We start from the raw sequence: 24,213 nt of genomic DNA, 5'->3' as shown, positions 1-24,213 counted from the left end.
CGTTGAGGGGCACGTCGGCGCACGGTCCGGCGGTGGTGCCTGCGCACCACCGCCGTCGACGCGCACACCAACGGGATCCCGGATCAGTGGCCGCCCCGGGAACTGCTCACCGGCTCGGGGTGTCCGTCGGAGGGTGTCGTACCCCGGCGGTCGACCCGGGACAGAATGCGGTGGGCCAGATCGTTGAGATCCCTGCTGGTCAGGACCTCCATCAACGACAGGTCGCAGCCGAAGCAGCGCCGGATGACCACGGCGAGTTCCGCGCCCAGAAGGGAATCGAGGCCGAGGCTCGCCAGGCGGCGGGAGCGGTCGATCCGGTCCGGTGTGCTGCGCAGTACGTCGGCGGCCAGCCGTACGAGAGTGTCGGTGACCAGGGCGGCGGCTTCCTCGCCGTCTGCTTCCACCAGTCGTTCGCGCAGGTCGCTGCTCCGGCGGGCCGTATCCGTCGCCGACAGGAGGCCGGCGAAACGGGGGGTGCGCAGGACGGGCATGACCCGTCGCAGTGCGTCCCAGTCGAGCCGTCCGACCACGGTCACCTCGTCGCCCAGGGCAAGGAGGTTCTCCAGGATGTCCAGCGCTTCGGCGGAGGTCATGATTCCGAGGCCGACGCGCGCCATCATGTCGGTCAGCTCTCTGCGGGCGACGTAGCCGACGTCCGTGACGGCTCCCCAGGCGACCGCCGTACCCGGCAGCCCTTCCTCGCGGCGGGCACGGACCAGCGCTTCGAGGAACAGATTGCCCGCTGCGTACGGGGCCTGGTTGATGTTGCCGATCAGGCAGGATGCCGAGGAGAACACGAGGAACAGGTCCAGGTCGCGATCGCGCGTCAGCGAGTCCAGTACCAGCGCGCCCTGCACCTTGGGCGCGAGCACGGCGGAGAAGCGCTCGTCGTCCAGCTCCTTCAGCGGGGCGTCGTCGAGGACCATGGCGGCGTGGACCACGCCCCGCAGGGGGTGACCGGTGGCGTCGATGGCGTCCAGTACCTTCTGCACGGCTCCGCGGTCGGTCACGTCCGCGGTCCGGGCGGTGGCCTCCGCCCCGAGGCTCCGCAGGGTACGCAGCAGTCCGTCCGCTCCCGGGGTGTCCGCGCCGCGGCGGCCCACCAGCACGATATGCCGTGCTCCCTGCCCGGCCAGGCGGACCGCGGTGGCGGCTCCGAAGCCGTCGAGACCACCGGTGACCAGATAGGTGCCCTCGGGGTCCGGACGGAACGACGAGGAGTACGGCTCGGTCGGCGGCCGCTCGTCGAACGAGATGACGATCTTGCCGACGTGCCGGGCGCGGTGCAGTACGCGGAAGGCTTCGCCGATGCGGGCGGCCGCATAGGTCTGGTGCAGAAGAGGACGGTAGGTGCCTGCCGCTACCTGGTCCATGACCTCGGTGAGCAGGCAGCCGAAGCGCTGGGGATCTGCGCGCAGCATCTGCAGGAGGTCGACGCTGAAATAGCCCAGGTTGTTGCGGAAGGGCCGGAGCAGCATCCGGCCGTTGGCGTGGATGTCGCGTTTGCCGAGCTCGACGAACCGGCCGTGGGGGCGGAGAAGTTCGAGCCCTCGGGCGATGGCCTCACCCGCGAGGGAGTTGAGAACCACGTCGACTCCCCGGCCGCCTGTGGCTCTCATGACTTCTTCGCCGAAGGCGGGATCGCGGGAGTCGAGCACATGGTCGACTCCCAGGGAGTGGAGCAGTTCCCGCTTGCCCGGTGTGCCTGCCGTGGCGATGATCCGGTTTCCGTGTGCCTGCGCGAACTGGAGGGCGGCGAGGCCCACTCCCCCGGCGCCCGAGTGGACCAGCACGGTGTCTTCGGGGCGCAGCTGGGCCAGCCGTCCGAAGCTGTGGTGCACGGTGGTGAAGACCGCGGGAAGGGTGGCCGCCTCGGGGAAGCTCAGCCGGGCCGGCACGGGCGCGGTCAGCTCTTCGGCCACCAGGACGTGCGAGGCGAGGCTTCCTTCCGCCATGGCGCATACCCGGTCCCCCGGGGCCAGCGAGGTGACCCCGTCCCCGACCGCGGCGATGGTCCCGGCGCACTCCAGGCCCAGCTTCGGTTCCACCTCGTCGCCTTCGGCTCCCGCCGGCAGCAGATCGGTGGCCACCATGACGTCGTGGTAGTTGAGCGCGGCCGCCCGGACTTCGATCACGACCTGGCCCGGGCCCGGTACGGGCATCGGCATGTCCTGCCAGGAGAGCCGGTGGCCCGGTCCGGGGTCTCTCAGGGCAAGGGTGAAGGGCTGCCGGTCCCGGTTGCGGCCGGACACGGCGCGTTTGACGACCCGGGGGCCGAAACGCCCACCGTGGGTGAGGACGATCTCGCGCTCTTCCGAACCGGCCAGGAGCTCCTGGCACAGGCGCTGTGCGTCCTCGTCGGCCGCCGGACCGCGCTCCAGTGCGATCTGGTGGACGGCGATCCGGGGGTGCTCGTTGGCCAGTGACCGGGCCACACCCCAGGTCGCGGCGTCTGCGAGGGTCAGTGGCCGGACGGGGCCGGGCAGGGCGCCGCAGGGGCGGGTGATCAGCCAGAGCGTTGCCGTGGCCGACTCGGGAAGGCCGTCGCATGCCGAGGCCGCGGCGCGCAACACCGCGGCATGGTCCACACAGGTGCGTACAGCTGCGCGTTCGGTGGGGGCAGCGGAGTCGTGGGCGCCGTCCCCGAGGATCAGGACGATGTTCGCCGGGCCCGCGGCGGGTAGCAGCGATGTCCACTCGTCGGGCTGGTCAAGAGGCGCGGTGCGGTGTGCGCTCAGGTGTCCGGCGGTGAGGAGCGCGTTCCGAATGCCTTCGGCGAGATCGCTGTCGCGGGAACCGGCAGCGATGATCCAGGCGGCGTCGCGATCGGCGGCGGCCGGCGGCGGCACCTCGGGGGCTTCCGCCCTGATGTCACGTTGTGCGACGAGCACCGAGCAGAGGGGGGAGCCGCTGTCCGGTTCCCGGCTCACCCGTGCCGGGTGGGCGAAGCCGCGGTCACCGAGGAGCGCCTCCCACTCCGCCGGACTCAGCAGCGGGGAGGAGGTGCGCAGGGGCGCGTCGTGGAAGCTCCAGAAGCTGTCGAGCAACCCGAAGCAGGGCGCGAGATGGGTGGACTCGTGCCACTCGACGGCCAGGAGGAGGCCCCCGTCGGCCAGGAGACTGCCGACGTGGTCGAGGGCGCGTGCCAGATCCGGAGCCGCGTGGAGGGCGTGGGAGGCGATGACGAGGTCGTACCCGGCGGTCTGGAAGCCCTGAGGTGCGGGGGGCTGGTCCAGGTCGAGCGTTCGGTACTCGATGAAGTCGTGGCCGCCGAAGCGCCGCTGGGCTCTGGGCAGGAAGGCGGCGGAGACGTCGGTGAAGGTGTACGTGGTGTTCTCGGCGGGCAGCACGGGCAGCACCGAGGCCGTTGTTCCTCCCGTGCCGGCTCCGACTTCCAGTACGCGGAGCGGACGTCCGGCAGGCCAGTTCCTGATCATGCTGCGTACGACGGCCTGTGCGCAGGAGTTGTGCAGACGCAGATCGTGCTGCTGCTCGTAGAACTGCTCGATGAGGTGGCGGTCCGCGTCGCCGAACAGCAGTTCCGGCGCGTCGATGCTGCCTCTGAGTACCTCGGCGAGGTTCCTTCCGCATCTGGTGTACAGGGCCAGGACGATCGCCTGGTCCGGGAATCGGGCGGCGGCCAGCTGGACCATGCGGTCGGGTCGGGGATCGAGTGCCAACCGGAACCGGGGTTCCGTGGCGCTTTCGTGGATGCGCCGGGTCAACCCGTACTGCGTCGTCAGCTCGGTCAGCAGGTCCAGCAGCTTCCGGTAGCGGGGCTGCACACCGGCGGCGATGAGCTCCGAGGCGCCGAAAGTGCCGCCTTCGGGCAGCAGGTCTGCGAAGGTCCGGGCTGCGAAATGGGCGTTCATTTCGCTGAAGGCGCGCACGCACTGGTCGAACGGACGCCCACCGGCCGGCTCCAGCAGGGCCGTGCCGGCGTCGTCCACGACCGCGGAGGGCGTGGGGAAGGGGCTGCGCTGCAAGGGCCGGCCGTGGTACGGCGGCAGGGCGCGCGTCACGGTCGTCCAGCAGTCGGCCGTGGTGGACTCCGCGGTGTCGACCCGCCGCAGCCGCACCCCGCGCATCCGTACCGAGACCTCTCCGGCATCGTCGGTGACGTCCAGGTCCCAGCAGACCTCCCGTGAGCCGGTCGCTCGTGCCCGCACGTGTACGAAGCCGGTCCGGGCCGGGCCGACCCAGTGCTGGACCTCTTCGACGGCGACGGGAAGGAAGGGCTGATGCGCGCCGGAGTCCGCCAGCAACGGGGTGCCGGCCTGCAGGGCACCGTCGAGGACGGCGGGGTGGATGCCGTACGCCTCGTCCGGGTCCTCCGCACGGTAGGCCGCCAGCACTTCGCCGTCGCCGAGGCCCAGTTCGGTGAGGACCTGGAAGGCAGGTCCGTAGGACAAGCCGGCGCGGGCGGTCCTTTCGTAGTGTTCCGCCGCGCTCGTCCGGCCGGTCAGTCGGGTCCGGATCCCGTTCAGGTCCACAGGACGCGGCCGGTCGGCGCACAGCCTGCGTACCCGTCCCCGGGCATGCTCCTGCCCGGGGTCCTCGGGGGCGTCCTTGGCGGACCCGCTGCCCGGGGTGCTGCTCGCGATCCGTACCACACCGTCTTCGTCCGAGACCGAGACCCGCAATCCTGCCTCGGAGAACGGATCGGCCAGGGCCAGGGGGCGGGTGATGCGCAGGTCCGTCAGCTCGACGGCGGTGTTCAGGGCCCGTCGGCCGGCGGCGAGGGCCGCTTCGACATACCCGGTGGCGGGCATGATCGTGGTGCCCCCGACCTTGTGGTCGTCCAGCCAGGGCAGACGGGTGCGGTCCAGGATTCCGTACCAGCTCGGCTCCGCTGTCGGCAGGGACGAACCCAGCAGCGGGTGGTCGGCGCGACCGTAGGGTGACCACCAGTGGGATGCGCCGTTCCAGTGGCGCTCGCGTTGCCAGGGGTAGGCGGGGAGGCCGACCACGCGCCCCGGGATGGGGAAATGCGCCTCCCACTCGGTTACGGCTCCGTACGCGATGAGCCGGCACACTGCGGCGCGCATCGCTTCGGGCCCGTCGCCGTAGCGGACGAGGGTGGGTACGACGGCGACCGGTGTTTCGTCGCGCGGTTCGATCCGGAGCAGATAGCCCGACAGGACGGGATGCGGGCCGATCTCCACCAGAACGTCGCAGCCGAGATCGTGCACGGCGCGGGCCGCGGACAGGAACTGCACCGGTTGACGGACGTTCTTCCACCAGTACGCGGCGTCCAGTTGCCGGCTCTCGACGAGACGGCCGGTCACCGTGGACACCATCGCCGGACCGGGCGCCGTGGAGCGCACCCCGGAGAGGGAGCGCAGGAGCGGCTCCTCGATCACGTCCATGGCCCGGGTATGGAATGGGTAGTCCAGGTCGAGCGTGCGGAAGGGGACCTCCCGTGCCGTAAGGTCCCGTTCGAGCTGGCGGAGGGCCTCGCGGTTCCCCGCGATGGTGACGTCCCTGTCGGAATTGACGGCCGCCAGCTCCAGAAGCCCGTCGTAGGCGGACAGCTCCTTGACGGCGTCTTCCTCGGAGAGGCCCACGGCCGCCATCCGGCCCAGGCCCGCGGTGGCCTCCTGGCAGTGGCTTCGAGCGGCGACCACCGCGGCGGCGGTCGCGAGATCAATGGCTCCGGCTGTGTATGCGGCGGCGATCTCGCCGACGCTGTGGCCCATGACGGCGGCCGGCACGATCCCCTGCCGGCGCAGCATGTTCACCAGGGCGACCTGAAGGGTGAACAGCAAGGGTTGGGCCAATTCCGTACGCTCCATCTGCGCGGCCTCCGGCGGTTCGGCAAGCCGCTCTCCGACCGACCAGCCCAGGAGCGGCGACAGGACGGAGTCCACCTCGTCGACACCGGTGCGGAAGGCCGGATCGCTCAGGAGATCTGCGCCCATCCCGGACCAGGTCGAACCGTTGCCCGAGAAGACGAACCCCACGCGCCCCTTGCCCACGGCCTCGGCGGTGGCCGTGCCGGAGACCGGGGCGTCTTTCGCGAGGGCTTCGAGTTGTGCCGCCGCGCTGCCGGGATCGTCGGCCATCACCACGGCACGGTGCTCATGGTGTGTCCGCCGGAGAACGGCGGTGTGGCACGTGTCGTAGAACCGCTCCGCCGGGATTCCGCGCATATGGCTGCTCATCCGCTCGGCCGCGTCGGCAAGCGCTGCCGCGCTGCGGGCCGATACGACGATCGGCAGGGCGCGTCTGGGCGGAGGCTGGGGGTTCTCCCGGGCTTGTGCCGGTTCGGCGAGGACGACGTGTGCGTTGGCGCCGCCGAATCCGAAGGAGTTGACGCCCACGACAGCACGGCCGGAGCCGTGGATCGGCTGAGCGGCGGTTACGGGGCGCAACCGCAATCCTGTGAAGTCGATGTCCTGATTGAGTGGTTCAGCGTGAAGCGACGGCGGGATGGCCCTTTCCCGCAGGACCAGCAGGGCCTTGCAGAGGCCCGCCATGCCCGAAGCCGGTTCGAGATGCCCCAGATTGGTCTTGACCGATCCGACGGGCAGCGGAAGATCCTTATGGCGGTAGCAGCTCAACGCGCGCCCGATCGCCTCGCACTCGACAGGGTCACCGGCCGCGGTGCCGGTGCCGTGTGCCTCGAAGTACGCGAGGTCGTCAGGGCTTACCTCGGCCCGCCGGTAGACCTGGCGCAGCAGCGCCTCCTGCGCTGTCGCGCTCGGCAGTGAGAGTCCGCTCGTGCGCCCGTCGGCGTTGGTGCCGGTCCCGAGAATCACCCCGTGGACCCGGTCTCCGTCCTCCAGGGCGTCCGACAGGCGCTTCAGCACCACGACCGCGCCGCCTTCGGCCGGTACGTAGCCGTCCGCCGCGGCCGAGAACGTCCGGCAGCGGCCGCTCGGCGACAGCATGGAGGCTTTGGAGAAGCCGACGAAGTGGTGCGGGCTGAGGAGAACGTTGACTCCGCCCGCAAGCATGACGCGGCCCGTTCCGCCGAGCAGCGCCTGACATGCCTGGTGGACCGCCACGAGCGACGAGGAACAAGCCGTGTCGACGGCCATGCTCGGCCCGTGCAGATCCAGGGCGTGGGAAACCCGGTTGGCGGTGTTCCCCGTGGACCCGCCGGCCATGGTGTAGGCGTTCATCGAAGCGGGGTCACGTTCCTGGAGAGCCGCGTAGTGCTGAGCGGCGACTCCGATGAAAACCCCGGTGTCCGAGCCCTTGAGCACATCGCCGTGGATTGCCGCGTCGTCGAGGGCTTCCACGGCCAGTTCCAGGGCCAGACGCTGCTGAGGGTCGATGCGACTGGCCTCTCGCGGCGAGATTCCGAAATACTCCGCGTCGAAACCTGCGATCTCTTCGAGGAATCCACCCGCGAGGGAGTAGCTCTTGCCCGGCTGCCGGGGGTCGGGGGCGAGGAAGGAAGAGACGTCGAACCGGTTGTGCGGGACCTCGGTGACCAGGTCACGGCCGTCCGCGAGAGCCGTCCAGAGTTCATCGAGGCTGTTTGTGCCACCGGGAAGCCGACAGGCGATACCCACAATGGCGATTTCTTCGGAACCGCTCCGGTTGCGATCCATGGTGTCCCGTTCCTCGTACATGGCTGGAGAAGGCCTGATCCAAGAAGGTAGGGCCAAGTGGTACGGGCCCTGGGCAGCGCCCCATCGGAGAAACGGCACAGGGGGGCGAGGTTGGTCCACTCGGCCTAGGAAGACATGTCATTCGGCTCACTCGGCACCCGGCCGCGTCTGCGTCTCGTTTCATCGGCATCGGGTCCGATAAGTTCCTCGATTCCCCGCAGCAGGGGAATCTCGGCGGTGAAGTTCAGCTCACGCGCCGCTGCCTGCGGCGAGCAGGTCCATGCGTGATACCGCATCTCCCGCGCCTTGTCGCGGTTCAGCAGGGAAACTCTGCCACCGGCGCGGGCAACGAACTCCGCTCCGCAGGCCAGAAGCTGCGCCATGGCCAGGGGAACCGGAAAGACGACGGGGGTGGGCCGTCCAAGAGCCCGCGCGGCTGTCTTCGCAATGTCCTGCCATGAGTACTCGTGACCGTCCGAGACGAAATAGACCCCGGTTCCACAAGTAGGTGCAGAATTCCGGACGGTCTCACCGCGAACTGCCGCAGCGAACAGGGCACGGACCAAGTCGTCCACATGAATCAGCGAATACCATCGGAGGCCGGTTCCGGCCTTGGGCAGAAGGCCCGCGCGCACCAGAGGAATCAGGCGCGGCACAAACTCCCGGTCCCCGGGGCCGTAGACGATGGGCGGGCGGACGATGACCACGCGCACCCGCTCGCAGACGGCTCGTACGGCTGCTTCGCCGGCGAGCTTGCTGCCGCCGTAATGGGAGACCGGGGTCGGCGGGTCCGCCTCGGTGCGGGGCCGGCCCGGCGTGGACGGCCCGGCCGCCGCCAGCGAGGAGCAGTGCACCAGCCGAGGGGGGTCCGGCAGTGCGGCCAGGCAACGTGCCAGCACCGCGGCGGTGTCCGCGTTGCCCCGAAGGTAATCCGCCCGATTCCTGGCCGCCGTTGCACCGGCGAGGTGCACCACACATTCCACGTCGGCAATGGCGTCGGTGATTCCGTCGCCCGTCGCCCAGTCCACTTCCCGCACGCCGACTCCCGTACGCCGTAGCGCCGTCGTATCGGACTGCCGGCGGACCAGGGCCGTCACGGTGTCGCCCCGGCGGACCGCATGCCGGATCAGCCGCCCGCCGATGAACCCGGTGGCTCCGGTGACTGCGATACGCACCTTCACCACCGCCCTGCGGGTGCCGGCGGTACGGAGCCGAGCGGCCGTTGATAGATGCGGTACGTCTTGTAGCGCTCCCCGCCCATGGCCGAAGTGACACGGTTGATCACGGCGTTGTCTTCCAAGGTCCACGACAGCTCCGCACGGCGGTAGCCCAGGCGCCGGGCGGCTTGCCATGCTTCGGTGTAGAGCAGAGCGTCCAGCCCCAGCCTCCGGTATCCGGGCGCTACGCCGAAAGCGGCCATGCGCATGCCCTCGATGCGACCGGCCGCCCGGAGCATCCGCAGAAATCCGATCGGCACACCCCAACGGGTCAGCCGTCCTTGAGCGGCGGCCACGGCCTCATTGGCATCGGGGAGAGCCAGCAGGAAGGCGGCGGGGACCCCGTCCACCTCCGCGGTGAGCACCAGCTCCGGCTCAATGACCCGACGCAGACGATCGGCGTGACGCTCGACCTCCTCGCTGGTCATGGGAACAAATCCCCAGTTGTCTTTCCATGCGGAATTGTAGACATCAATCATGCGGGGCAGTTCCGTCTTCATGTTCTGCAGCTCAAGCGTCCTCACGGTGACGCCGGAACGGGCCCGAGCCTGCTCCGCCTGCTCCAGCAGAAAAGCAGGAGGCTCTTCGACGGAAAACTTCCAGGCCCATAGATCCTTCGCCTTGGAAAAGCCACAGGAATTCATCAGCCGATCATGATACGGCGGGTTGTAGGACATCATCACCATGGGCCGGTGGCCGAATCCGGAGACCAGAGTCCCGCACTCGTCGTTGAGCGAAAAAGAAACCGGGCCCAGCATGGCCTCCAGGTCGAAGCGGAGCAACCATTTCGAGGCCTCGTCGAACAAAGCGCGAGCCGCTTCCGGGTCGTTCTCGCATTCGAAAAGCCCGAAGAAGCCGTGGCGTTTCCCTTGGAACTCCTCGTAGCGGGAGTTACGGACTGCGGCGATACGCCCCACGATCCGCGGCCCCCGCCGCGCCAGAAACAAGCCCACCTCGCCGTAGCTGAAGAACGGGTTATGGCGGCTACTGAGAAACTGTCTGCGTTCGTATTCAAGGGGCGGAATCCAGCATGGGTCACCTCGATAGAGATGATAGGGAAGTCGGATGAACTCGGTCTTACCGCGACGCCCTGAAACCGGACTTACCGTGACGGGATGTGCTGCAATATCGGTTACCGTGGACACGGATCGGCATCCTAGCCGCGCACTCGCCCATGGCGGGGTACGGCAAGTCGAGAATTCCGGCAGCTTCATCAATTGCATCGCATTTCAAAGTATTACCGGACCGGGCTGCAGGCTGCTGTGGGACCGGTACGGCTGCAAAGAGAGGAGTTTTCGGTGCGGAGTACGGTCCGTTCGTGGCGGATTACGGGTGGGGCCGCAGCGGTTCTGTTCACGGCCGGCGCGGTGGCCCGCCGGTCGGGTCTTGCCCCGCTCGGCACAGCTCTGTGCGACGCGGGGACGGTGCTCGGCCTCTTTTCGGTATGGCAGCTGACCGGTCATCTCTCATCGGCCGGAAAGGAACCTGCTCTGGACCGCGCGGCCCGGATTCACCGAGCCGAACTCCGGCTGGGCTTTCCGAACGAGGCTTCCTGGCAGCGGGTCGTGCTGCCACGACCGTGGCTGGTCAAAGCGGCGAACCGCTATTACGCCGTCATGCACGGCCTCGGCACGGCCGGCACGCTGATCTGGGTATTTGTACGGCATCAGCATCACTTTCGCCGCGTCTGGACAGCGCTGGTGCTGGTGACCGCGGGGTGCCTGATCATCCAGTTCGTCCCGGTGGCGCCGCCCCGCATGCTGCCCCAGAACGGCTTTGTCGACGTGGCAGTCCAGTACGGCCAGTCGATGTTCGACGGAACCATGGCGGGCCTGGCTCCCAACGAACTGGCAGCCATGCCGTCCGTCCACGTCGCCTGGTGCCTGCTGGTGGCCCTGGTGGCAGCTCGTCTGACCAGCAGTCACTGGAGATGGCTGGGCACCGCGCACGCAGCGGTCACGATCGCCGTCGTCGTGGTCACGGCCAACCACTTCTGGGCAGACGGCGTTGCGGCCCTGCTGTTGCTGCTGCTCCTCTACTCCTTCGAGCAGTGTGCGGTGCGCCTGCGGCGTTGGAATGCGGGCCCCTGCAGCGATATGTAACCGCCTTCCGGAATCCGGGGAAGGCCCTCCGGCCGGCCCGATGTGGTGGGGCGCGGCTCCGGCGAAGGGCACCGCGGTCAGCCTTCCCCGGGTGCGGACGGAGCCGGCACGGGATACGCAGGGCCCGCCCGGGAGAGGGCCCTGGGGGTGAAGGGTCCCAGCCGGGAAGCCGCCTCCACATCGGCGGTCTCCCCGCGCAGCTCGCACCGGAGCAGCATCGCGCCCTGGGCCCGGGCCGCCTCCGCCGCCCGGGTGCACGCCACGGCTTCGCCCCGTAACGCGTGGTCGGCCGCGGCGAGCGCGGCCAGATCGGCGGCCGCAGCCGCCCGGTGACGCGCGATCACCACCTGTCCCAGGGCCAGCACCGTGCCGAAGAGGGCGCAGAGCACGGTCGCGACCAGCGCCACCCAGACCGTGGCCGAGCCGCCGTCCCGCCGTGCGGGCGCCCGTACGGACCGCGGAATGCAGGCGCGCGGCCCATCCGCGATCCGGTGCGGTCGGGCATCCCGTACAACCCGGGAGAACACCGACCTCACCGACCCCACTGCCCTCACCGACCTCACCATCCCGCCACCTCCGCCGCCGTCCCCTCCGCACGGACCGCGGCTTCCGCGCTCAGGGTGAGGGCCAGGCTCCCGGGGCCCGGCGACGGGGATTCCACCCGGACCCGCCAGAAGTCGCCCGCGCGATGGACCCGGATCCGCGCTCCGGCGGGGGCCGCCGCCCGGGCCGTCTCCATCACCACGGAGCGGGGTTCGGACCGCGCGGCCGCCCGGGCCCCCGCATAGGCGGCGTCCACGCACCGGATCTGTGCCACCGCGGCCGTCAGCGCCCAGAGGAACGCCGCGACCAGGGCGACCAGGGCCGGGATCGCCACCGCCGCCTCCGCCGTCACCGCACCCCGGTCCCGGGCGCCGGTGCCAGGCTCAGAACGGCGCACTGAGGGCCTCGCCGATCAGTGACTCCAGACCACGGGTGACGCTTCCCCCGGTGACGATCCGGTAGAGGACCGCCGCCAGGGCACAGGCGGCGACGGTCCCCACCGCGTACTCGGCGGTGGCCATCCCCCGGTCCCCGTACATGCGGCGCCTCCGGCGCGGCCGTTGGCGCGCGGCGTTCCCCGGACGCTCCCCGGCGGCCTTTCCGGCACGGGCAGCTGCGTCGTCGTTCTCCGTCAAAGGCTTCTCGGACATCGAAAACTCCTCGGGTTCAAAGGATCCGGTCGGATCCGTCCTGCTTCGTTTCGGTTCGCTTGGCTTCGGTACGCGCGTTCATGGACGGACGGGCTGTCCCGGCGCCCGGACGGAACGACCCGGGCGCTGACGGGGCTGCTGCCGCGCGCCGCCCGTGTCAGGTGCGGTCGAGCAGCCCGGATGCCAGGCCGATGGCGACGGGCGCCACCCCCACCGCGAGGAACGCGGGCAGGAAGCACAGCCCCACGGGCGCGGTGACCAGGACCTGGGCCCGGCGGGCCCGGGCGGTCGCGGTCCGGGCCCGGGCGGCCCGGAGACGCTCCGCCTGCCGGGCGACCGGCTCCGCCGCGGGAGCGCCGGTGGCATCGGCGCGGCCCAAACAGCGCGCCAGTTCCCCGGCTCCCGGTATCCGGGCGAATCCGTCCCACGCCAGATCGGGTTCACCGCCGAGCCGCAGTTCCGCGGCGGTACGGACGAGCTGCTCGCCGACCGGACCGCCCAGGGACTCGCCGACGGCCTCGGCCGCTTCGCGGGGCCCGGCGCCGGCGGACACGCAGGCGGCCAGGAGGTCCGCGGCGAGGGGAAGCTGACGGGCCGCCGCCTCCTCCTCCACCCGGGCCCCCGGCGGCCGGTGACGCCGCCACAGATGGACCGCACAGCCCGCCACCGCCCCCACGGCGCAGCCGGGCAGCCCGCCGACCAGGACGCAGCTTCCGGCGAAGGCAGCCAGTGGCGGCCCCCAGTTCCGCGCCCACTCCTGCCGGGCCGTACGCCACCGGGGGCGGGGGCGGTTCCGCTCCCGGCCCAGCAGACGGTCGGCACGCAGCCTCGTCCGGCGTTTCCGGCGACGGTCCGCGAGGACGGTCAGGACCAGCAGGGCCGTGATCACGAACCCCGGCACCACCACCGGCATCAGTTCCGGGCGGACGAAGGCGGCCGGGCTCACCGGAACCGCCCCCTGCGGACGATCCGCGCGGCCCACCAGAGCCCGGCCGCCTCCAGCACGGCACCGGCCAGCAGGCAGAGAAGGCCCGCGGGAGTGTGCAGCAGCACCCGGAGCGGATCGGTGCCCAGGGCCGATCCCAGGCCGAGGGCAACCAGGGGCAGGAAGGCCAGGAGCACGATCGTGGAGCGGGCGCCCGCCAGTTGGGCGTCCAGATCCTCCCGCTGGTCGTGTTCCGCACGGAGCGCGGCTTCCAGCCGGTCCAGACCGGCCGCCAGCCCCGCGCCGCTGCCGACGGCCACGCTCCAGCAGGCGGCGATCCCGGACAGCCCCTCGGCACCGGGCTCCATTGCCGCGTCCCGCAGGGCACGGGGCACATCGCCGCCGAACCGGACCGCCGCGAGCACCGCGGGCTCGGCGGCCCCCAGCGCCTGCCCCGCGCCGACCTCGGCCAGCGCCTGCCCGGGCTGGAGACCCGCTCTCAACTCCGCCGCCAGGGAGCCGCACAGGGCGATGACCTCCTCCGCCCGCCGGGCCCTCGCCCGCTCCCGCTCACGGGTCCGCCGGGCGCGCCGGACCAGCGGCACGGCCAGGGCCCCGACCAGCAGCGGAACCACCGACTCCGCCAGAACGGCGACTGTCAGGGCACCGGCCCCGCACAGCCATTCGCCCCGCGCCCGCAGCTCGGAGGCCGGCCACCGCCGCCGCGGCCGGGGAGGCGGCACCGCGGCGCACCCGGCAAGGACCAGCTTCGCCCGCCGCCCGCGGCCCCGGCCGTCCATCAGCAGTACGGCGGCCGCCATCGCACACAACAGCGCGGCGTGTACCAGCTCGACCGGGCTCACGACTCGTCTCCGATCAGATCCCGCAGCCGGGCCCAGCCGCGTTCGTACACCAAGGAGTCACCGCGGTGCCGCACTGCGGGAACTGTGGTCACCAGTCCTCCCGGACCGCGTTCCAGTACGTGGATCTCGGCGATCCGGCGGTGTCCGGCGGGGCCCCGGACGAGGTGGATCACCACATCGAGCGCGGCCGCCAGCTGGCTGTGGAGGGCGGCCCGGTCGAGCCCGGCGGCGGTGCCGAGGGCTTCGAGGCGGGCGGGCACATCCGCCGCGGCATTCGCATGGACGGTCCCGGCGCCCTGATGACCGGTGTTCAGTGCGGCGAGCAGATCGGCTGCTTCCGCGCCGCGGACCTCTCCGACGACGATCCGGTCGGGGCGCATCCGCAGCGCCTGCCGGACCAGATCCCGCAGGGTGACCAGGCCCGCGCCCTCCTGGTTGGCGGGGCGGGATTCGAGTCGGACCACATGGGGGTGGTCGGGCCGCAGTTCCGCGGAGTCCTCGGCCAGAACGATCCGCTCGTGCTCCCCGACAAGGCCGAGGAGTGCGGCCAGGAGAGTGGTCTTCCCGCTGCCCGTTCCACCGCTGATGAGGAACGAGACTCGGGCCGCGACCAGCGCCGCCAGCAGCCGGTCGCCGCCGGGCGGCACCGTGCCCTCGGCCGTCAGCTCGGGGAGCGTGAAGGCCCGGGTCCGCACCACCCGTAACGACAGACAGGTCGAGCCGACGGCGACCGGTGGAATGACGGCATGCATACGGGTTCCGTCGGGGAGCCGGGCGTCCACCCACGGCCTGGCGTCGTCCAGCCGGCGGCCCGCCACGGCGGCGAGCCGCTGGGCCAGCCGGCGTACGGAGGCCGCGTCGGTGAAGGTGATCCCCGCCCGCTCCAGACCATGGCCACGGTCGACCCAGACCCGGTCGGGCGCCGACACCAGCACGTCCGTGACGGCCGGGTCGGCCAGCAGCGGCTCCAGCGGCCCGGTGCCGACCAGTTCGCAGCGGAGGGACTCCGTGCCGCCGAGGATCTCCGTATCTCCCAGCAGGCGCCCCTGGGCGCGCAGGGCGGCCGCGACCCGCGCCGGGGTGGGCTCGGCTCCGCTCTCCGCGAGCCGCCGCCGCACCGCGTCCAGCATGACGGAGCTCATGCGACCACGTCCCCGCCGAGGGCCCGGTCCCAGAAGGCCGCGCAGAAACGCGCCAGCGGTCCGTCCGCGCCGCCCGGTGGGGTGGACTCGTCCCAGCCGCGCCGCAGACCGGGCTCCCGGGGCAGCTCACCGGCGAGCGGCAGCCCCAGCGCGGCGGCGATCCACTGCTCGTCGAGCCCCGCGGCATAGGGGCCGCGGGGGACGGCCCTGAGGTCCTTGAGGGCCGGGCCCGCCGCGGCCGCCACCCGGCCGGCCGCGGCGACGGCCCGCAGTTCGCCGGGGACGACCAGCAGACCGATGTCCACCTGTGCCAGCGCCTCGCGCGTGCCGTCGTCGAAGTGGCGCGGCAGATCCACGACGACGGCCCCGCCGCGCCTGCGGGCCGCGGCCAGCACGGATCGCACCGCCTCCGGCGGAACGGCCACATCGGCCCGGTCCCAGCTCAGGACCCGCAGACCCTGCAGCTCGGGCAGGGACTCCTCCAGCGCACCGCCCGCCAGCCGTCCCCTGGTGCCGACGAAATCCGGCCAACGGAGCCCCTCGGCCCGCTCACCGCCGAGCAGGACGTCGAGACCGCCGCCGAGGGAATCGCCGTCGACGAGCAGGGTGCGGACCCCGGCTCCGGCCGCGGACACCGCCAGGGCACAGGCCAGTGTGGAAGCCCCGGCGCCGCCCCGGCCGCCGAGGACCCCGACCGTCAGCGCCTGCTGCCCGGCGCCCTCGACGACATCGGCGATCCTGCCGACCAGCCAGCCCTCCCCTTCGGGCAGCCGCACCACCGATTCCGCTCCGATCTCCACCGCATGCCGCCAGAGGACGGGATCGACGAAGCCGGCGGACCCTTCCCCGTCCCGGTCCCGGCCCACGAGCAGCACCCCGCTTCTGCGGCCGGCGCCCCGGCAGTGCGCCGCGGCATCGTCGCCGACCAGGACCAGCGGGGCGTCCTCCCAGCTCTCCCGGCGCTCGGGCACCCGCGCCCGGACCTCGGGCTCGGCCCCCGCAGCGGCGCACAGCCGCAGCAGATCGTCGAGCAGTTCCATGTCCTCGGTGAGGATCAGCGGGCCCCGCCCGCGCCCTTCACCGGTCGTCGCCCGCCGCGATGTGAGGGATCCAGCCACACTCTCCACCCCTTGTTTGCCGCGATCCCGCGGTGAAACGGGATCGGTGATTCCTGATGCCCGCGAACTACGCGGGTGGAATCACGGTGCGGCGCACCGGGAAATCGTGTGGATCTTGCCGAAAAACTGTGGACAACCGACCACTTGTGAATAACTTGGTCGCCCATACCAGTGGTTCCCCCTGCGCACCTCTTCCGTCACGCACAGTGACGATGCAGAGTGTTCGGAGAGGCAGGCCCACGGCGCCGCGCGAAGGGGAGGTCGAGCCCGGTGGATCTTGCAGTGGACAGAAAACCCGTCCGGACATGCGACGACCCCCGCCGGGGGGGAGAGCGGGGGTCGCCTCTCCGGCCGGCTCGGGGGGGGAGGAGCCGGACCGGGTTAGCACGGTCGCGAACGATCCGTGACTTCCATGGTGTACCCGAGAGCCTTCTCAGGCAAACCCACACGCCCGAGCGTACGCCGAATGGAGGCCACCTATGCTCGGGTCGTGGAAAACCACTCCTTGCCCCGCACAGCCGCGTTCTTTGACCTGGACAAGACGGTCATTGCGAAGTCTTCGACGCTGACCTTCAGCAAGTCCTTCTACCACGGTGGCCTGATCAACCGCCGGGCCGTACTGCGGACCGCGTATGCCCAGTTCGTTTTTCTCGCGGGCGGCGCCGACCACGACCAGATGGAGGGGATGCGCAAGTATCTCTCGGCCCTCTGCAAGGGCTGGAACGTTCAACAGGTGAAGGAGATCGTCGCCGAGACGCTCCACGACCTGATCGACCCGATCATCTACGACGAAGCCGCTTCCCTCATCGAGGAGCACCACACCGCGGGCCGCGACGTCGTCATCGTCTCCACCTCGGGTGCCGAGGTCGTCGAGCCCATCGGCGAACTGCTGGGCGCCGACCGGGTGGTCGCCACCCGCATGGTTGTCGGCGACGACGGCTGTTTCACCGGCGAAGTGGAGTACTACGCCTACGGGCCGACAAAAGCGGAAGCCATCAGGGAACTGGCCGAGTCCGAGGGATACGACCTCTCCCGCTGCTACGCATACAGCGATTCCATCACCGATGTGCCGATGCTGGAGTCCGTCGGACATCCTTACGCGGTTAATCCGGACCGCGCACTCCGCCGGGAAGCGGGCGCCCGGGACTGGCCGGTTCTGGTCTTCAACCGGCCGGTCCGGCTGAAGCAGCGGCTGCCCGCCCTCTCGATGCCGCCGCGCCCCGCGCTGATGGCGGCGGCCGCGGTGGGCGCGGCGGCAGCGACCGCCGGACTGGTCTGGTACGCCGCGCGCCGCCGGAGCGGTGCCGCAGCGGCCCGCGCCGCCTCGGGAAACGGCCCGGCCCGTGTCGTCACCCAGGCCATCCGTACGACAGCCGGAGCCGCCGGGGCCGCGGGGGCTGTGGGGGCTGTGGGGGCTGTGGGGGCTTCGGTCGGCGGCTCAGGCACCACCCGCCGCACCACCGGTCGCCTCACGGGCCGCTCCAACGACCGTTTCCTCCGTATTTGAAGCTAAAAGTAAAGAAGTGCGGGCAGGGGTTCCGCTTCCCTGCCCGCAGGAGTACAAAGGATTCAACGGCCCGCGAGACCAAGGACATCCGAGAGGATCACCTAGTACACGCATGAAGGCCCCACGGACCGAGCATGAAAACCGGGCACCCACGCGACGTCGACCCGTCGAATACGGGCCAGCCGCACCAGGTGAAGGGCAAAGTCCCCGGCCTGATGGGCGCATCATCGAGGACGCTTGGTAACTCGGCGGACGTGCCAGCGGCGGTACCGCAACCGGTACCGCCGCAACCCTGTCCGGTGCCGGACCCCGGCCCGGCACCACGGAACACCACCCCCGGAGCCCGTGCCCGGCACCCGCCGCTCCGGACCTTCCGCCGGACCGGACACCCGGACCCCGACCCCGGACCGGATACGGACCGGGCGGACCCTCGCCTCCCCGGCTCAGGCCGCGCCGCGCTGGAGCGCCTCGCAGACCGCCGTGGACTCGCGCACCCCCAGCTCCACCGCCCGCCCGCAGTGGGCAATCCAAGCGGCCATGCCCTCCGCCGTACCCGACAGATAGCCCTCCAGGGCCGTCGTATAGGCCTCTCGTCCCAGCTCCGCATGGCCGACCTCGGCCGGGCAGATCGACTTCGGGTCCAGCCCGCTGCCGATCAGCACGATCCGCTGCGCCGCCCGCGCCACCAGCCCGTTGTACGAGCAGAAGGGGCGCAGGGCCAGCAGTTCGCCGTGCACCACGGCGGCGTTCACCAGCGCCGGGGCGGCGCTGCCCGCCACGATCAGCCCGGCCAGCCCCTCCAGCCGGCCGCTCAGCTCCGCGGCATCCGGCAGCGGAGCCGTCACCAGTGGCTCGTCGACCGCCTCTCCGGCCAGCCGCGGCCGCCCCACAGCGCCGTCGGCCGGGGCCCCGCCGGCCGCGACGAGATGCAGCCGGGCCAGGACCCGCAGCGGCGACTGGCGCCAGACGGAGAGCAGTTGACCGGCCTCGGCGGAGAGCCTGAGCGCCGCCCCGACCGTATGCGCCTCGTCCTCGGCACCGAAGTCCGTACGCCTGCGGACCTCCTCCAGCGCCCAGTCGGCACCGGCCAGCGCCGCCGACCCCCGGGCCCCGCGCAGCGCGGCCTCCGATGTCACCTCGGTACTGCGCCGCCGCATGACCCGGTGACCGTAGACCCGGTCGACCGCCGTCCGTACGGAGGCAACGGCTTCGGGCACTCCCGGCAGTTCACCCAGGGCGGCGAGCGGATCGGCGGAGGGGGCGGGCACGGCGTTCGTCCTCATGGCATGGAGGCTACGCGCCCCCGGCGTACGTCCCCCTTTTGAGTGGTCTTCTTCACCCCTCTTGACAACACAGGGCAATCTCAGCACTACCCTAGGTGAACATGAAGATCGCTTTCGTGGGGAAGGGCGGCAGCGGGAAGACCACGCTGTCCTCGCTGTTCATCCGGCATCTGGCCGCGGACGGGGCCCCGGTCGTCGCCGTGGACGCCGATATCAACCAGCATCTGGGCGCGGCCCTCGGTCTCGACGAGGACGAGGCCGCCGCGCTGCCCGCCATGGGCGCCCAACTGCCCCTCATCAAGGACTATCTGCGCGGCACCAACCCCCGGATCGCCTCCGCCGAAACCATGATCAAAACCACGCCCCCGGGCGAGGGCTCCCGGCTGCTGCGCGTCGACGAGGAGAATCCGGTCTACGACGCCTGCGCCCGCCCGGTCCGGCTGGACGGCGCCGTGATCAGGCTGATGGCGACCGGCCCCTTCACGGAGTCCGACCTCGGTGTGGCGTGCTACCACTCCAAGGTCGGGGCGGTGGAGCTGTGCCTGAACCATCTGGTCGACGGACGCGACGAGTACGTCGTGGTCGATATGACCGCCGGATCGGACTCCTTCGCCTCCGGCATGTTCACCCGCTTCGACATGACGTTCCTGGTCGCAGAGCCGACCCGCAAGGGCGTCTCCGTCTACCGCCAGTACAAGGAGTACGCGCGGGACTTCGGCGTCGCGCTCAAGGTCGTCGGCAACAAGGTCCAGGGCGAGGACGATCTCGACTTCCTGCGCGAGGAGGTCGGCGACGACCTGCTGGTCACCGTCGGCCACTCGGACTGGGTGCGGACGATGGAGAAGGGCCGCCCGAAGCCGTACGGCCTGCTGGAACCGGCGAACCGCGCCGCCCTGCGCACCCTGCTGGCAGCCGTCACTGACACCTACGAGCGGCGCGACTGGGAGCGGTACACCCGCCAGATGGTCCACTTCCATCTGCGGAACGCCGAGAGCTGGGGCAACGCGAAGACGGGTGCCGACCTGGCGGCCCAGGTCGACCCCGCCTTCGTTCTCGGCGAGACCGCCGCCGGGATCAGCGCTCCGCTTCCGGCCTGACCACGGGGACGGCGGCCGCGACGGCCGCCGGACCGTCCTCCTCTGCCCCGTCTCCGGCGGGCGGCACCGCCCGGTCCTGCTTCTCGGCCGCCGACCCGGCGGGGTCACCCGCCGGACCGGCCGGCACCCCGCGCTGGAAGGCGGGCCAGCCCGCCGCCGGGGCCTCGCCTACCTTCAGTGTCCGCAGCTTCGCGAGCACCTTGGGATCCTGCGCGTCCAGCCAGTCCACGAGCTGTCTGAAGGAGACGCACTTGACGTCCTTCTTCACACAGACCGTGGCGATGGTGTCCTCGACGGCACGCATGTACGTCCCGCCGTTCCACGATTCGAAGTGGTTGCCGATGATCAGCGGCGCCCGGTTCCCGTCGTACGCGCGGTCGAAGGCCTGGATCAGCCCGTCCCGCATCTGGCGGCCCCAGTAGTCGTGCTGCGCGGGGTCGCCCTTGACCGTCCCGGACTGGTTGACCATGAAGTTGTAGTCCATGGAGAGCGTCTCGAAGCCGCGGCCCGGGAACGGGACCATCTGGAGCCCGAGGTCCCAGACCCCGCCCTCCTTCTCCGGCCAGATCTGGTCGTTGATACCGCTGGTGTCATAGCGGAAGCCCAGCTCACCGGCGGCCTTCACAAAGTTCTTGCGGCCCTCCAGGCAGGGGGTACGGGCGCCGATCAGCTCCTTGTCGTAGTCGAACGGCAGCGGCTTCTCATCCGCCAGACCGGAGTTCGTCCGCCAGTTCTTCACAAAGGACTTGGCCTGGCTGATCTCACTCTTCCAGTCCTCGACCGACCAGCTGTCGCCGCCTTCCGGCCCGCAGAAGTGGCCGTTGAAGTGGGTACCCACCTCATTGCCCTCCTGCCAGGCGGCGCGCAGCTCGCGCACGGTGTCACGGATGCCCTGGACATCGTTGAAGCCGATGTCCGAGCGCCCGGCGGAGTGCTGCGGCGGCAGATAGAGGGAAGCTTTCTCCTCGGGCAGCAGATAGACCCCGCTGAGGAAGTACGTCATCGTCATGTCGTACTTCCGGGCGACGGAACGGAAGTGGGAGAAGAGCTTCTGGCTGTCCTCGCCCGCACCGTCCCACGAGAACACGACGAACTGGGGCGGCTTCTGGCCCGCCTTCAGCTTCCGCGGCTTCAGCTGGTTCGGCTGCGCCCCGGTGTAGGCGGTCGAACCGTCCCCGATCAGCTGCGGCGCGGCCTTGGGCAGGGGTGCCTTCTTGGCACCCGGCGCGCCCTCCTGCGCGGACCGGTCACCCGGGAGGGAGCAGCCCGCCAGCCCCGCGAGCAGCGCCGTGGCCACCGCGCCGACGGCGGCCCTCTGTGCGACGGCGGCCTTCATCCGTCCACCCACTTTCATATGACTTTGTGTTTTTCCGACCGGTATTACCGATTCGACAAAGTCGCACCGCAGCAGGGGGGAGCCGCCGATGGCGGGCCGCATTAACCGCATTAATCACTGGAAGGAGTGAAACGTTGACCTATATGCCCGGACTGTCCAACCTCGGTCTTTACTCTCCATTACGATCAATTTACTGAGAGTTGAGTCTCTGCACGTATCCCGCCGCTGCACGCCGTGACCCACGGCCGCGCCCCCACATTCCGCGACCGCGCTGCCCCGGAGGAGACGGGAACCATGTCCGCCTGCGTCCCCACCCGCACCGACTCCCCACCCGAGCCGCCCGAGGGCTCTCCCCTGCCCCACAGCCCGCCCCCCGGCGGCTTCCGGATCGCCGGCGCCGATCTGTCCGCCTCCGTGTCGGTCTTTCTGATCGCGCTGCCGCTCTCCCTGGGCATCGCCCTCGCCACCGGAGCCCCGCTCCAGGCGGGGCTGGTCGCCGCGGCCGTCGGCGGGATCGTCGCCGGCCGGTTCGGCGGCTCACCCCTCCAGGTCAGCGGCCCGGCGGCGGGGCTGACCGTCGTCACCGCCGATCTCATCCAGCAGTACGGGTGGCGTGCGACCTGCGCCGTCACCGTTCTCGCCGGACTCGCCCAGCTCGGTCTGGCCGCCCTGCGGGTGGCGCGATCGGCCCTCGCGGTCAGCCCCGCGATCGTCCACGGCATGATCGCGGGCATCGGGGCCACGATCGCCCTGGCCCAGCTCCATATCGTGCTCGGCGGCACCCCGCGCTCGGCCGCTCTCGACAACGCCCTGGCCCTGCCGGGCCAGTTGGCCGCGCTGCACACCGACGCCGTCACGGTCAGCGCCGTCACCGTCGCCGTACTGCTGGCCTGGCCCCGGCTCCCCGGACGTACCGGACGAGTCGTACGACGGATTCCGGCCGCGCTCGCCGCGGTCGCGGCGGCCACCGCGCTCGCCGCCGTCGCCCGGCTCGACGGGCTGCCCCGCGTCGACCTGCCGTCCTGGAGCAGCCATGCCCTCCCCCAGCTGCCGCAGGATCCGGTGCTCGGAATCGCCGCCGCCGTCGTAACCATCACCCTGGTGACCAGCGTCCAGTCCCTGCTGTCGGCGGTCGCCGTCGACAAACTGCTGGCCAAGCGGGCAGAGACCGCGGAGGGCGCCGCCCAGTCCCGGATCCCCCGCTCGAATCTGGACCGCGAGCTGGCGGGCCAGGGCGCGGCGAACATCGTCTCGGGTGCCCTCGGCGGACTGCCGGTGGCCGGAGTCGCCGTCAGAACGGTCGCCAATGTCTCGGCCGGTGCCGTCAGCCGCCACTCCACCATGCTGCACGGACTGTGGATCGTGCTCGCCGCCCTGCTGCTGGTTCCGCTCCTCGACCTCATTCCGCTGGCCGCGCTCGCCGCCCTGGTGATGGTCGTCGGCGTGCAGATGGTGAGCATCACCCATCTGCGGACCGTCCGGCGGAACCGCGAAATGCTGGTCTACGTGGTGACCCTGCTCTCCGTCGTCGCCACGGGCGTGCTGGAGGGCGTGGCCATCGGGATCGCCGCCGCGGTCGCCGTCTCCCTGCACCGGCTGACCCGGACCCGGATCTCCCAGGAGGAGTACGACGGCGTCCGCCGGGTGCGGGTGCGCGGCCAGTTGACGTTCCTCGCGGTGCCCCGGCTGACCCGCGCACTGGGCCTGGTGCCCCGCGGTACGGACTGCGTGGTCGAGCTGGACGGCTCCTTTATGGACCATGCGGCGTACGAAGCGCTGCACGACTGGCAGGTGGCGCATGTGGCCCACGGCGGGACGGTGGAGTTCACCGGCCGGGCGGGCGGCAGGATCAGCGGGCCCGCTGCGGAGTCCCAGAACTGCTGCCGCCCCTGGACCCCCTGGCGCAATCATCACTGCCACAGCTCCCCCGGCCGGCGGACCGGCCGGGAACTGGCCGACGGCCTCGGCTCCTTCCAGCGCGATACGGCTCCGCTGGTCCGTGACGAGCTGGCACGGCTGGCCCGCGAGGGACAGCGCCCCTCCCAGCTCTTCCTCACCTGCGCCGACTCCCGCCTGGTCACCAGCATGATCACGGCAAGCGGCCCCGGCGACCTCTTCACCGTACGGAACATCGGGAATCTGGTCCCCCTGCCCGGCGAGGAGAACGGCGACGATTCGGTCGCCGCGGCCATCGAGTACGCCGTCGAGGTGCTCGGCGTCGGCTCCATCACGGTCTGCGGGCATTCGGGCTGCGGTGCGATGCAGTCCCTGATCGGGCTGGAGCCCGGCGGTGAACAGACCCCGCTCCGGCGGTGGCTCCGCCACGGACTGCCGAGCCTGGAGCGGATGGCCGCGGGCCGGGGCGCCACGGCGCGTCTCTCGGGGCGGCCGCCGAAGGACGCGGTGGAGCAGCTCTGTCTGACCAATGTGGTGCAGCAGTTGGAGCATCTGCGGTCGTACGAGACGGTGGCCCGAAGGCTCGCCGACGGCACGCTGAAGCTGCACGGCATGTACTTCCATGTCGGCGAGGCCCAGGCGTATCTCCTCGCGGAGGAGGACAGGCGCACGGGCGGCGGCCCCTCACAACCGGCCCAGCCGGAGCGGTCCGGCCGACCGGAGCGGCCCGAGCAGCCGGAGCGGTCCGGGCGGCCTGAAGGACAGCCGGCGGGGAAGCAGCCTGCGGACGGACAGCCGGACGGAGAGCCGGACGGAGGACCGGATACGGCGCCGGGGCCCGCTTTCGACCTGGTCTTCCACCGGGTTCCGCCGTCCGGCGCCCGGTCCGTCCGGGCCCGGGGCTGACCGGCCCCCACCCGTCCGGGCCCGGGAGGATCGCGCCCGGGGCCGACCGGAAACATCCACGGGAAA

Annotated in this window: 15 protein-coding genes and 1 pseudogene; 4 read left to right on the top strand and 12 right to left on the bottom strand. The window is 71.1% G+C overall.

Features of this window, described 5'->3' with window-relative positions; translation table 11 throughout:
* Nucleotides 1–83: 83 nt before the first annotated feature.
* The 3 genes from B7R87_RS18015 to B7R87_RS18005 all read right to left on the bottom strand — a co-directional run bounded on the left by B7R87_RS18015 (nucleotide 84) and on the right by B7R87_RS18005 (nucleotide 9,924).
* Entirely contained in the window at nucleotides 84–7,562 is a 7,479-nt protein-coding gene (locus B7R87_RS18015; protein WP_063838394.1) for a type I polyketide synthase, read from the bottom strand.
* A 125-nt stretch (nucleotides 7,563–7,687) separates the two neighbouring features.
* Entirely contained in the window at nucleotides 7,688–8,746 is a 1,059-nt protein-coding gene (locus B7R87_RS18010; protein WP_006347646.1) for an NAD-dependent epimerase/dehydratase family protein, read from the bottom strand.
* Nucleotides 8,740–9,924, bottom strand: a complete 1,185-nt coding sequence (locus tag B7R87_RS18005; RefSeq protein WP_045852934.1) for a GNAT family N-acetyltransferase — start codon at nucleotides 9,922–9,924, stop codon at nucleotides 8,740–8,742. The genes B7R87_RS18010 and B7R87_RS18005 overlap by 7 nt, the downstream gene beginning before the upstream one ends.
* A 153-nt stretch (nucleotides 9,925–10,077) precedes the next feature.
* Here B7R87_RS18005 and B7R87_RS18000 point away from each other — a divergent pair, with 153 nt between their 5' ends.
* Nucleotides 10,078–10,881 (top strand): phosphatase PAP2 family protein, encoded by an 804-nt coding sequence (locus tag B7R87_RS18000; RefSeq protein WP_157997786.1) that lies wholly within the window; start codon nucleotides 10,078–10,080, stop codon nucleotides 10,879–10,881.
* A gap of 77 nt (nucleotides 10,882–10,958) precedes the next feature.
* Here B7R87_RS18000 and B7R87_RS17995 read toward each other — a convergent pair whose 3' ends face one another.
* From B7R87_RS17995 to ssd, 7 genes are all read right to left on the bottom strand, one after another.
* Entirely contained in the window at nucleotides 10,959–11,408 is a 450-nt protein-coding gene (locus tag B7R87_RS17995; protein WP_006347649.1) for an Rv3654c family TadE-like protein, read from the bottom strand.
* Nucleotides 11,409–11,440: 32 nt separating this feature from the next.
* On the bottom strand, nucleotides 11,441–11,821 hold the full coding sequence (locus tag B7R87_RS17990) for a TadE family type IV pilus minor pilin (protein WP_233168867.1): 381 nt from the start codon (nucleotides 11,819–11,821) through the stop codon (nucleotides 11,441–11,443).
* Nucleotides 11,808–12,074 (bottom strand): DUF4244 domain-containing protein, encoded by a 267-nt coding sequence (locus B7R87_RS34280; RefSeq protein ID WP_100249132.1) that lies wholly within the window; start codon nucleotides 12,072–12,074, stop codon nucleotides 11,808–11,810. The genes B7R87_RS17990 and B7R87_RS34280 overlap by 14 nt, the downstream gene beginning before the upstream one ends.
* A gap of 157 nt (nucleotides 12,075–12,231) precedes the next feature.
* Nucleotides 12,232–12,987, bottom strand: coding sequence for a type II secretion system F family protein (locus tag B7R87_RS17980; RefSeq protein WP_130585012.1), 756 nt, complete (start codon nucleotides 12,985–12,987; stop codon nucleotides 12,232–12,234).
* 29 nt (nucleotides 12,988–13,016) lie between these two features.
* On the bottom strand, nucleotides 13,017–13,820 hold the full coding sequence (locus B7R87_RS17975; protein WP_130585013.1) for a type II secretion system F family protein: 804 nt from the start codon (nucleotides 13,818–13,820) through the stop codon (nucleotides 13,017–13,019).
* A gap of 38 nt (nucleotides 13,821–13,858) precedes the next feature.
* A complete protein-coding gene (locus B7R87_RS17970) occupies nucleotides 13,859–15,004 on the bottom strand; it encodes a TadA family conjugal transfer-associated ATPase (protein WP_006347653.1) in 1,146 nt (381 codons plus the stop codon).
* Nucleotides 15,001–16,122 (bottom strand): septum site-determining protein Ssd, encoded by a 1,122-nt coding sequence (gene ssd / locus B7R87_RS17965; RefSeq protein WP_130584959.1) that lies wholly within the window; start codon nucleotides 16,120–16,122, stop codon nucleotides 15,001–15,003. Before ssd ends, B7R87_RS17970 begins: the two co-directional genes overlap by 4 nt.
* A gap of 466 nt (nucleotides 16,123–16,588) precedes the next feature.
* Between ssd and B7R87_RS17960 the strand changes: the two are divergent.
* A pseudogene (locus tag B7R87_RS17960) lies at nucleotides 16,589–17,434 on the top strand (HAD family hydrolase); the annotation flags it as partial.
* Nucleotides 17,435–18,072: 638 nt separating this feature from the next.
* On the opposite strand, the gene B7R87_RS17955 reads toward B7R87_RS17960, so the two are convergent.
* Entirely contained in the window at nucleotides 18,073–18,912 is an 840-nt protein-coding gene (locus B7R87_RS17955) for a Fic family protein (RefSeq protein ID WP_040915241.1), read from the bottom strand.
* A gap of 101 nt (nucleotides 18,913–19,013) precedes the next feature.
* Here B7R87_RS17955 and B7R87_RS17950 point away from each other — a divergent pair, with 101 nt between their 5' ends.
* Nucleotides 19,014–20,009: an ATP-binding protein gene (locus B7R87_RS17950; protein WP_006347657.1), complete on the top strand. Its 996-nt coding sequence runs from the start codon at nucleotides 19,014–19,016 to the stop codon at nucleotides 20,007–20,009.
* Here B7R87_RS17950 and B7R87_RS17945 read toward each other — a convergent pair.
* Nucleotides 19,987–21,363, bottom strand: a complete 1,377-nt coding sequence (locus tag B7R87_RS17945; RefSeq protein ID WP_233168864.1) for a polysaccharide deacetylase family protein — start codon at nucleotides 21,361–21,363, stop codon at nucleotides 19,987–19,989. The genes B7R87_RS17950 and B7R87_RS17945 overlap by 23 nt on opposite strands.
* Nucleotides 21,364–21,639: 276 nt before the next feature.
* Between B7R87_RS17945 and B7R87_RS17940 the strand changes: the two genes are divergently transcribed.
* The gene (locus B7R87_RS17940) at nucleotides 21,640–24,147 is read left to right on the top strand and encodes a SulP family inorganic anion transporter (RefSeq protein ID WP_006347659.1); all 2,508 of its coding nucleotides are present in this window, start codon (nucleotides 21,640–21,642) and stop codon (nucleotides 24,145–24,147) included.
* The last annotated feature ends 66 nt before the right edge of the window (nucleotides 24,148–24,213 follow it).

The sequence above is a fragment of the Streptomyces tsukubensis genome (assembly GCF_003932715.1).
In the GTDB taxonomy this organism is placed as follows: domain Bacteria; phylum Actinomycetota; class Actinomycetes; order Streptomycetales; family Streptomycetaceae; genus Streptomyces; species Streptomyces tsukubensis.
Note: the sequence above shows the minus strand (reverse complement) of the source record. Positions and strands in the feature narration are given on the sequence as shown.

What these genes read in the sequence shown, in the direction of transcription:
- B7R87_RS18015 (WP_063838394.1), bottom strand. Translation starts at nt 7,562, where the DNA reads ATGGATCGCAACCGGAGCGGTTCCGAAGAAATCGCCATTGTGGGTATC.
- B7R87_RS34280 (WP_100249132.1), bottom strand. Translation starts at nt 12,074, where the DNA reads ATGTCCGAGAAGCCTTTGACGGAGAACGACGACGCAGCTGCCCGTGCC.
- B7R87_RS17980 (WP_130585012.1), bottom strand. Translation starts at nt 12,987, where the DNA reads ATGCCGGTGGTGGTGCCGGGGTTCGTGATCACGGCCCTGCTGGTCCTG.
- B7R87_RS17975 (WP_130585013.1), bottom strand. Translation starts at nt 13,820, where the DNA reads ATGGCGGCCGCCGTACTGCTGATGGACGGCCGGGGCCGCGGGCGGCGG.
- B7R87_RS17970 (WP_006347653.1), bottom strand. Translation starts at nt 15,004, where the DNA reads ATGAGCTCCGTCATGCTGGACGCGGTGCGGCGGCGGCTCGCGGAGAGC.
- B7R87_RS17955 (WP_040915241.1), bottom strand. Translation starts at nt 18,912, where the DNA reads ATGAGGACGAACGCCGTGCCCGCCCCCTCCGCCGATCCGCTCGCCGCC.
- B7R87_RS17950 (WP_006347657.1), top strand. Translation starts at nt 19,014, where the DNA reads ATGAAGATCGCTTTCGTGGGGAAGGGCGGCAGCGGGAAGACCACGCTG.
- B7R87_RS17945 (WP_233168864.1), bottom strand. Translation starts at nt 21,363, where the DNA reads ATGAAAGTGGGTGGACGGATGAAGGCCGCCGTCGCACAGAGGGCCGCC.
- B7R87_RS17940 (WP_006347659.1), top strand. Translation starts at nt 21,640, where the DNA reads ATGTCCGCCTGCGTCCCCACCCGCACCGACTCCCCACCCGAGCCGCCC.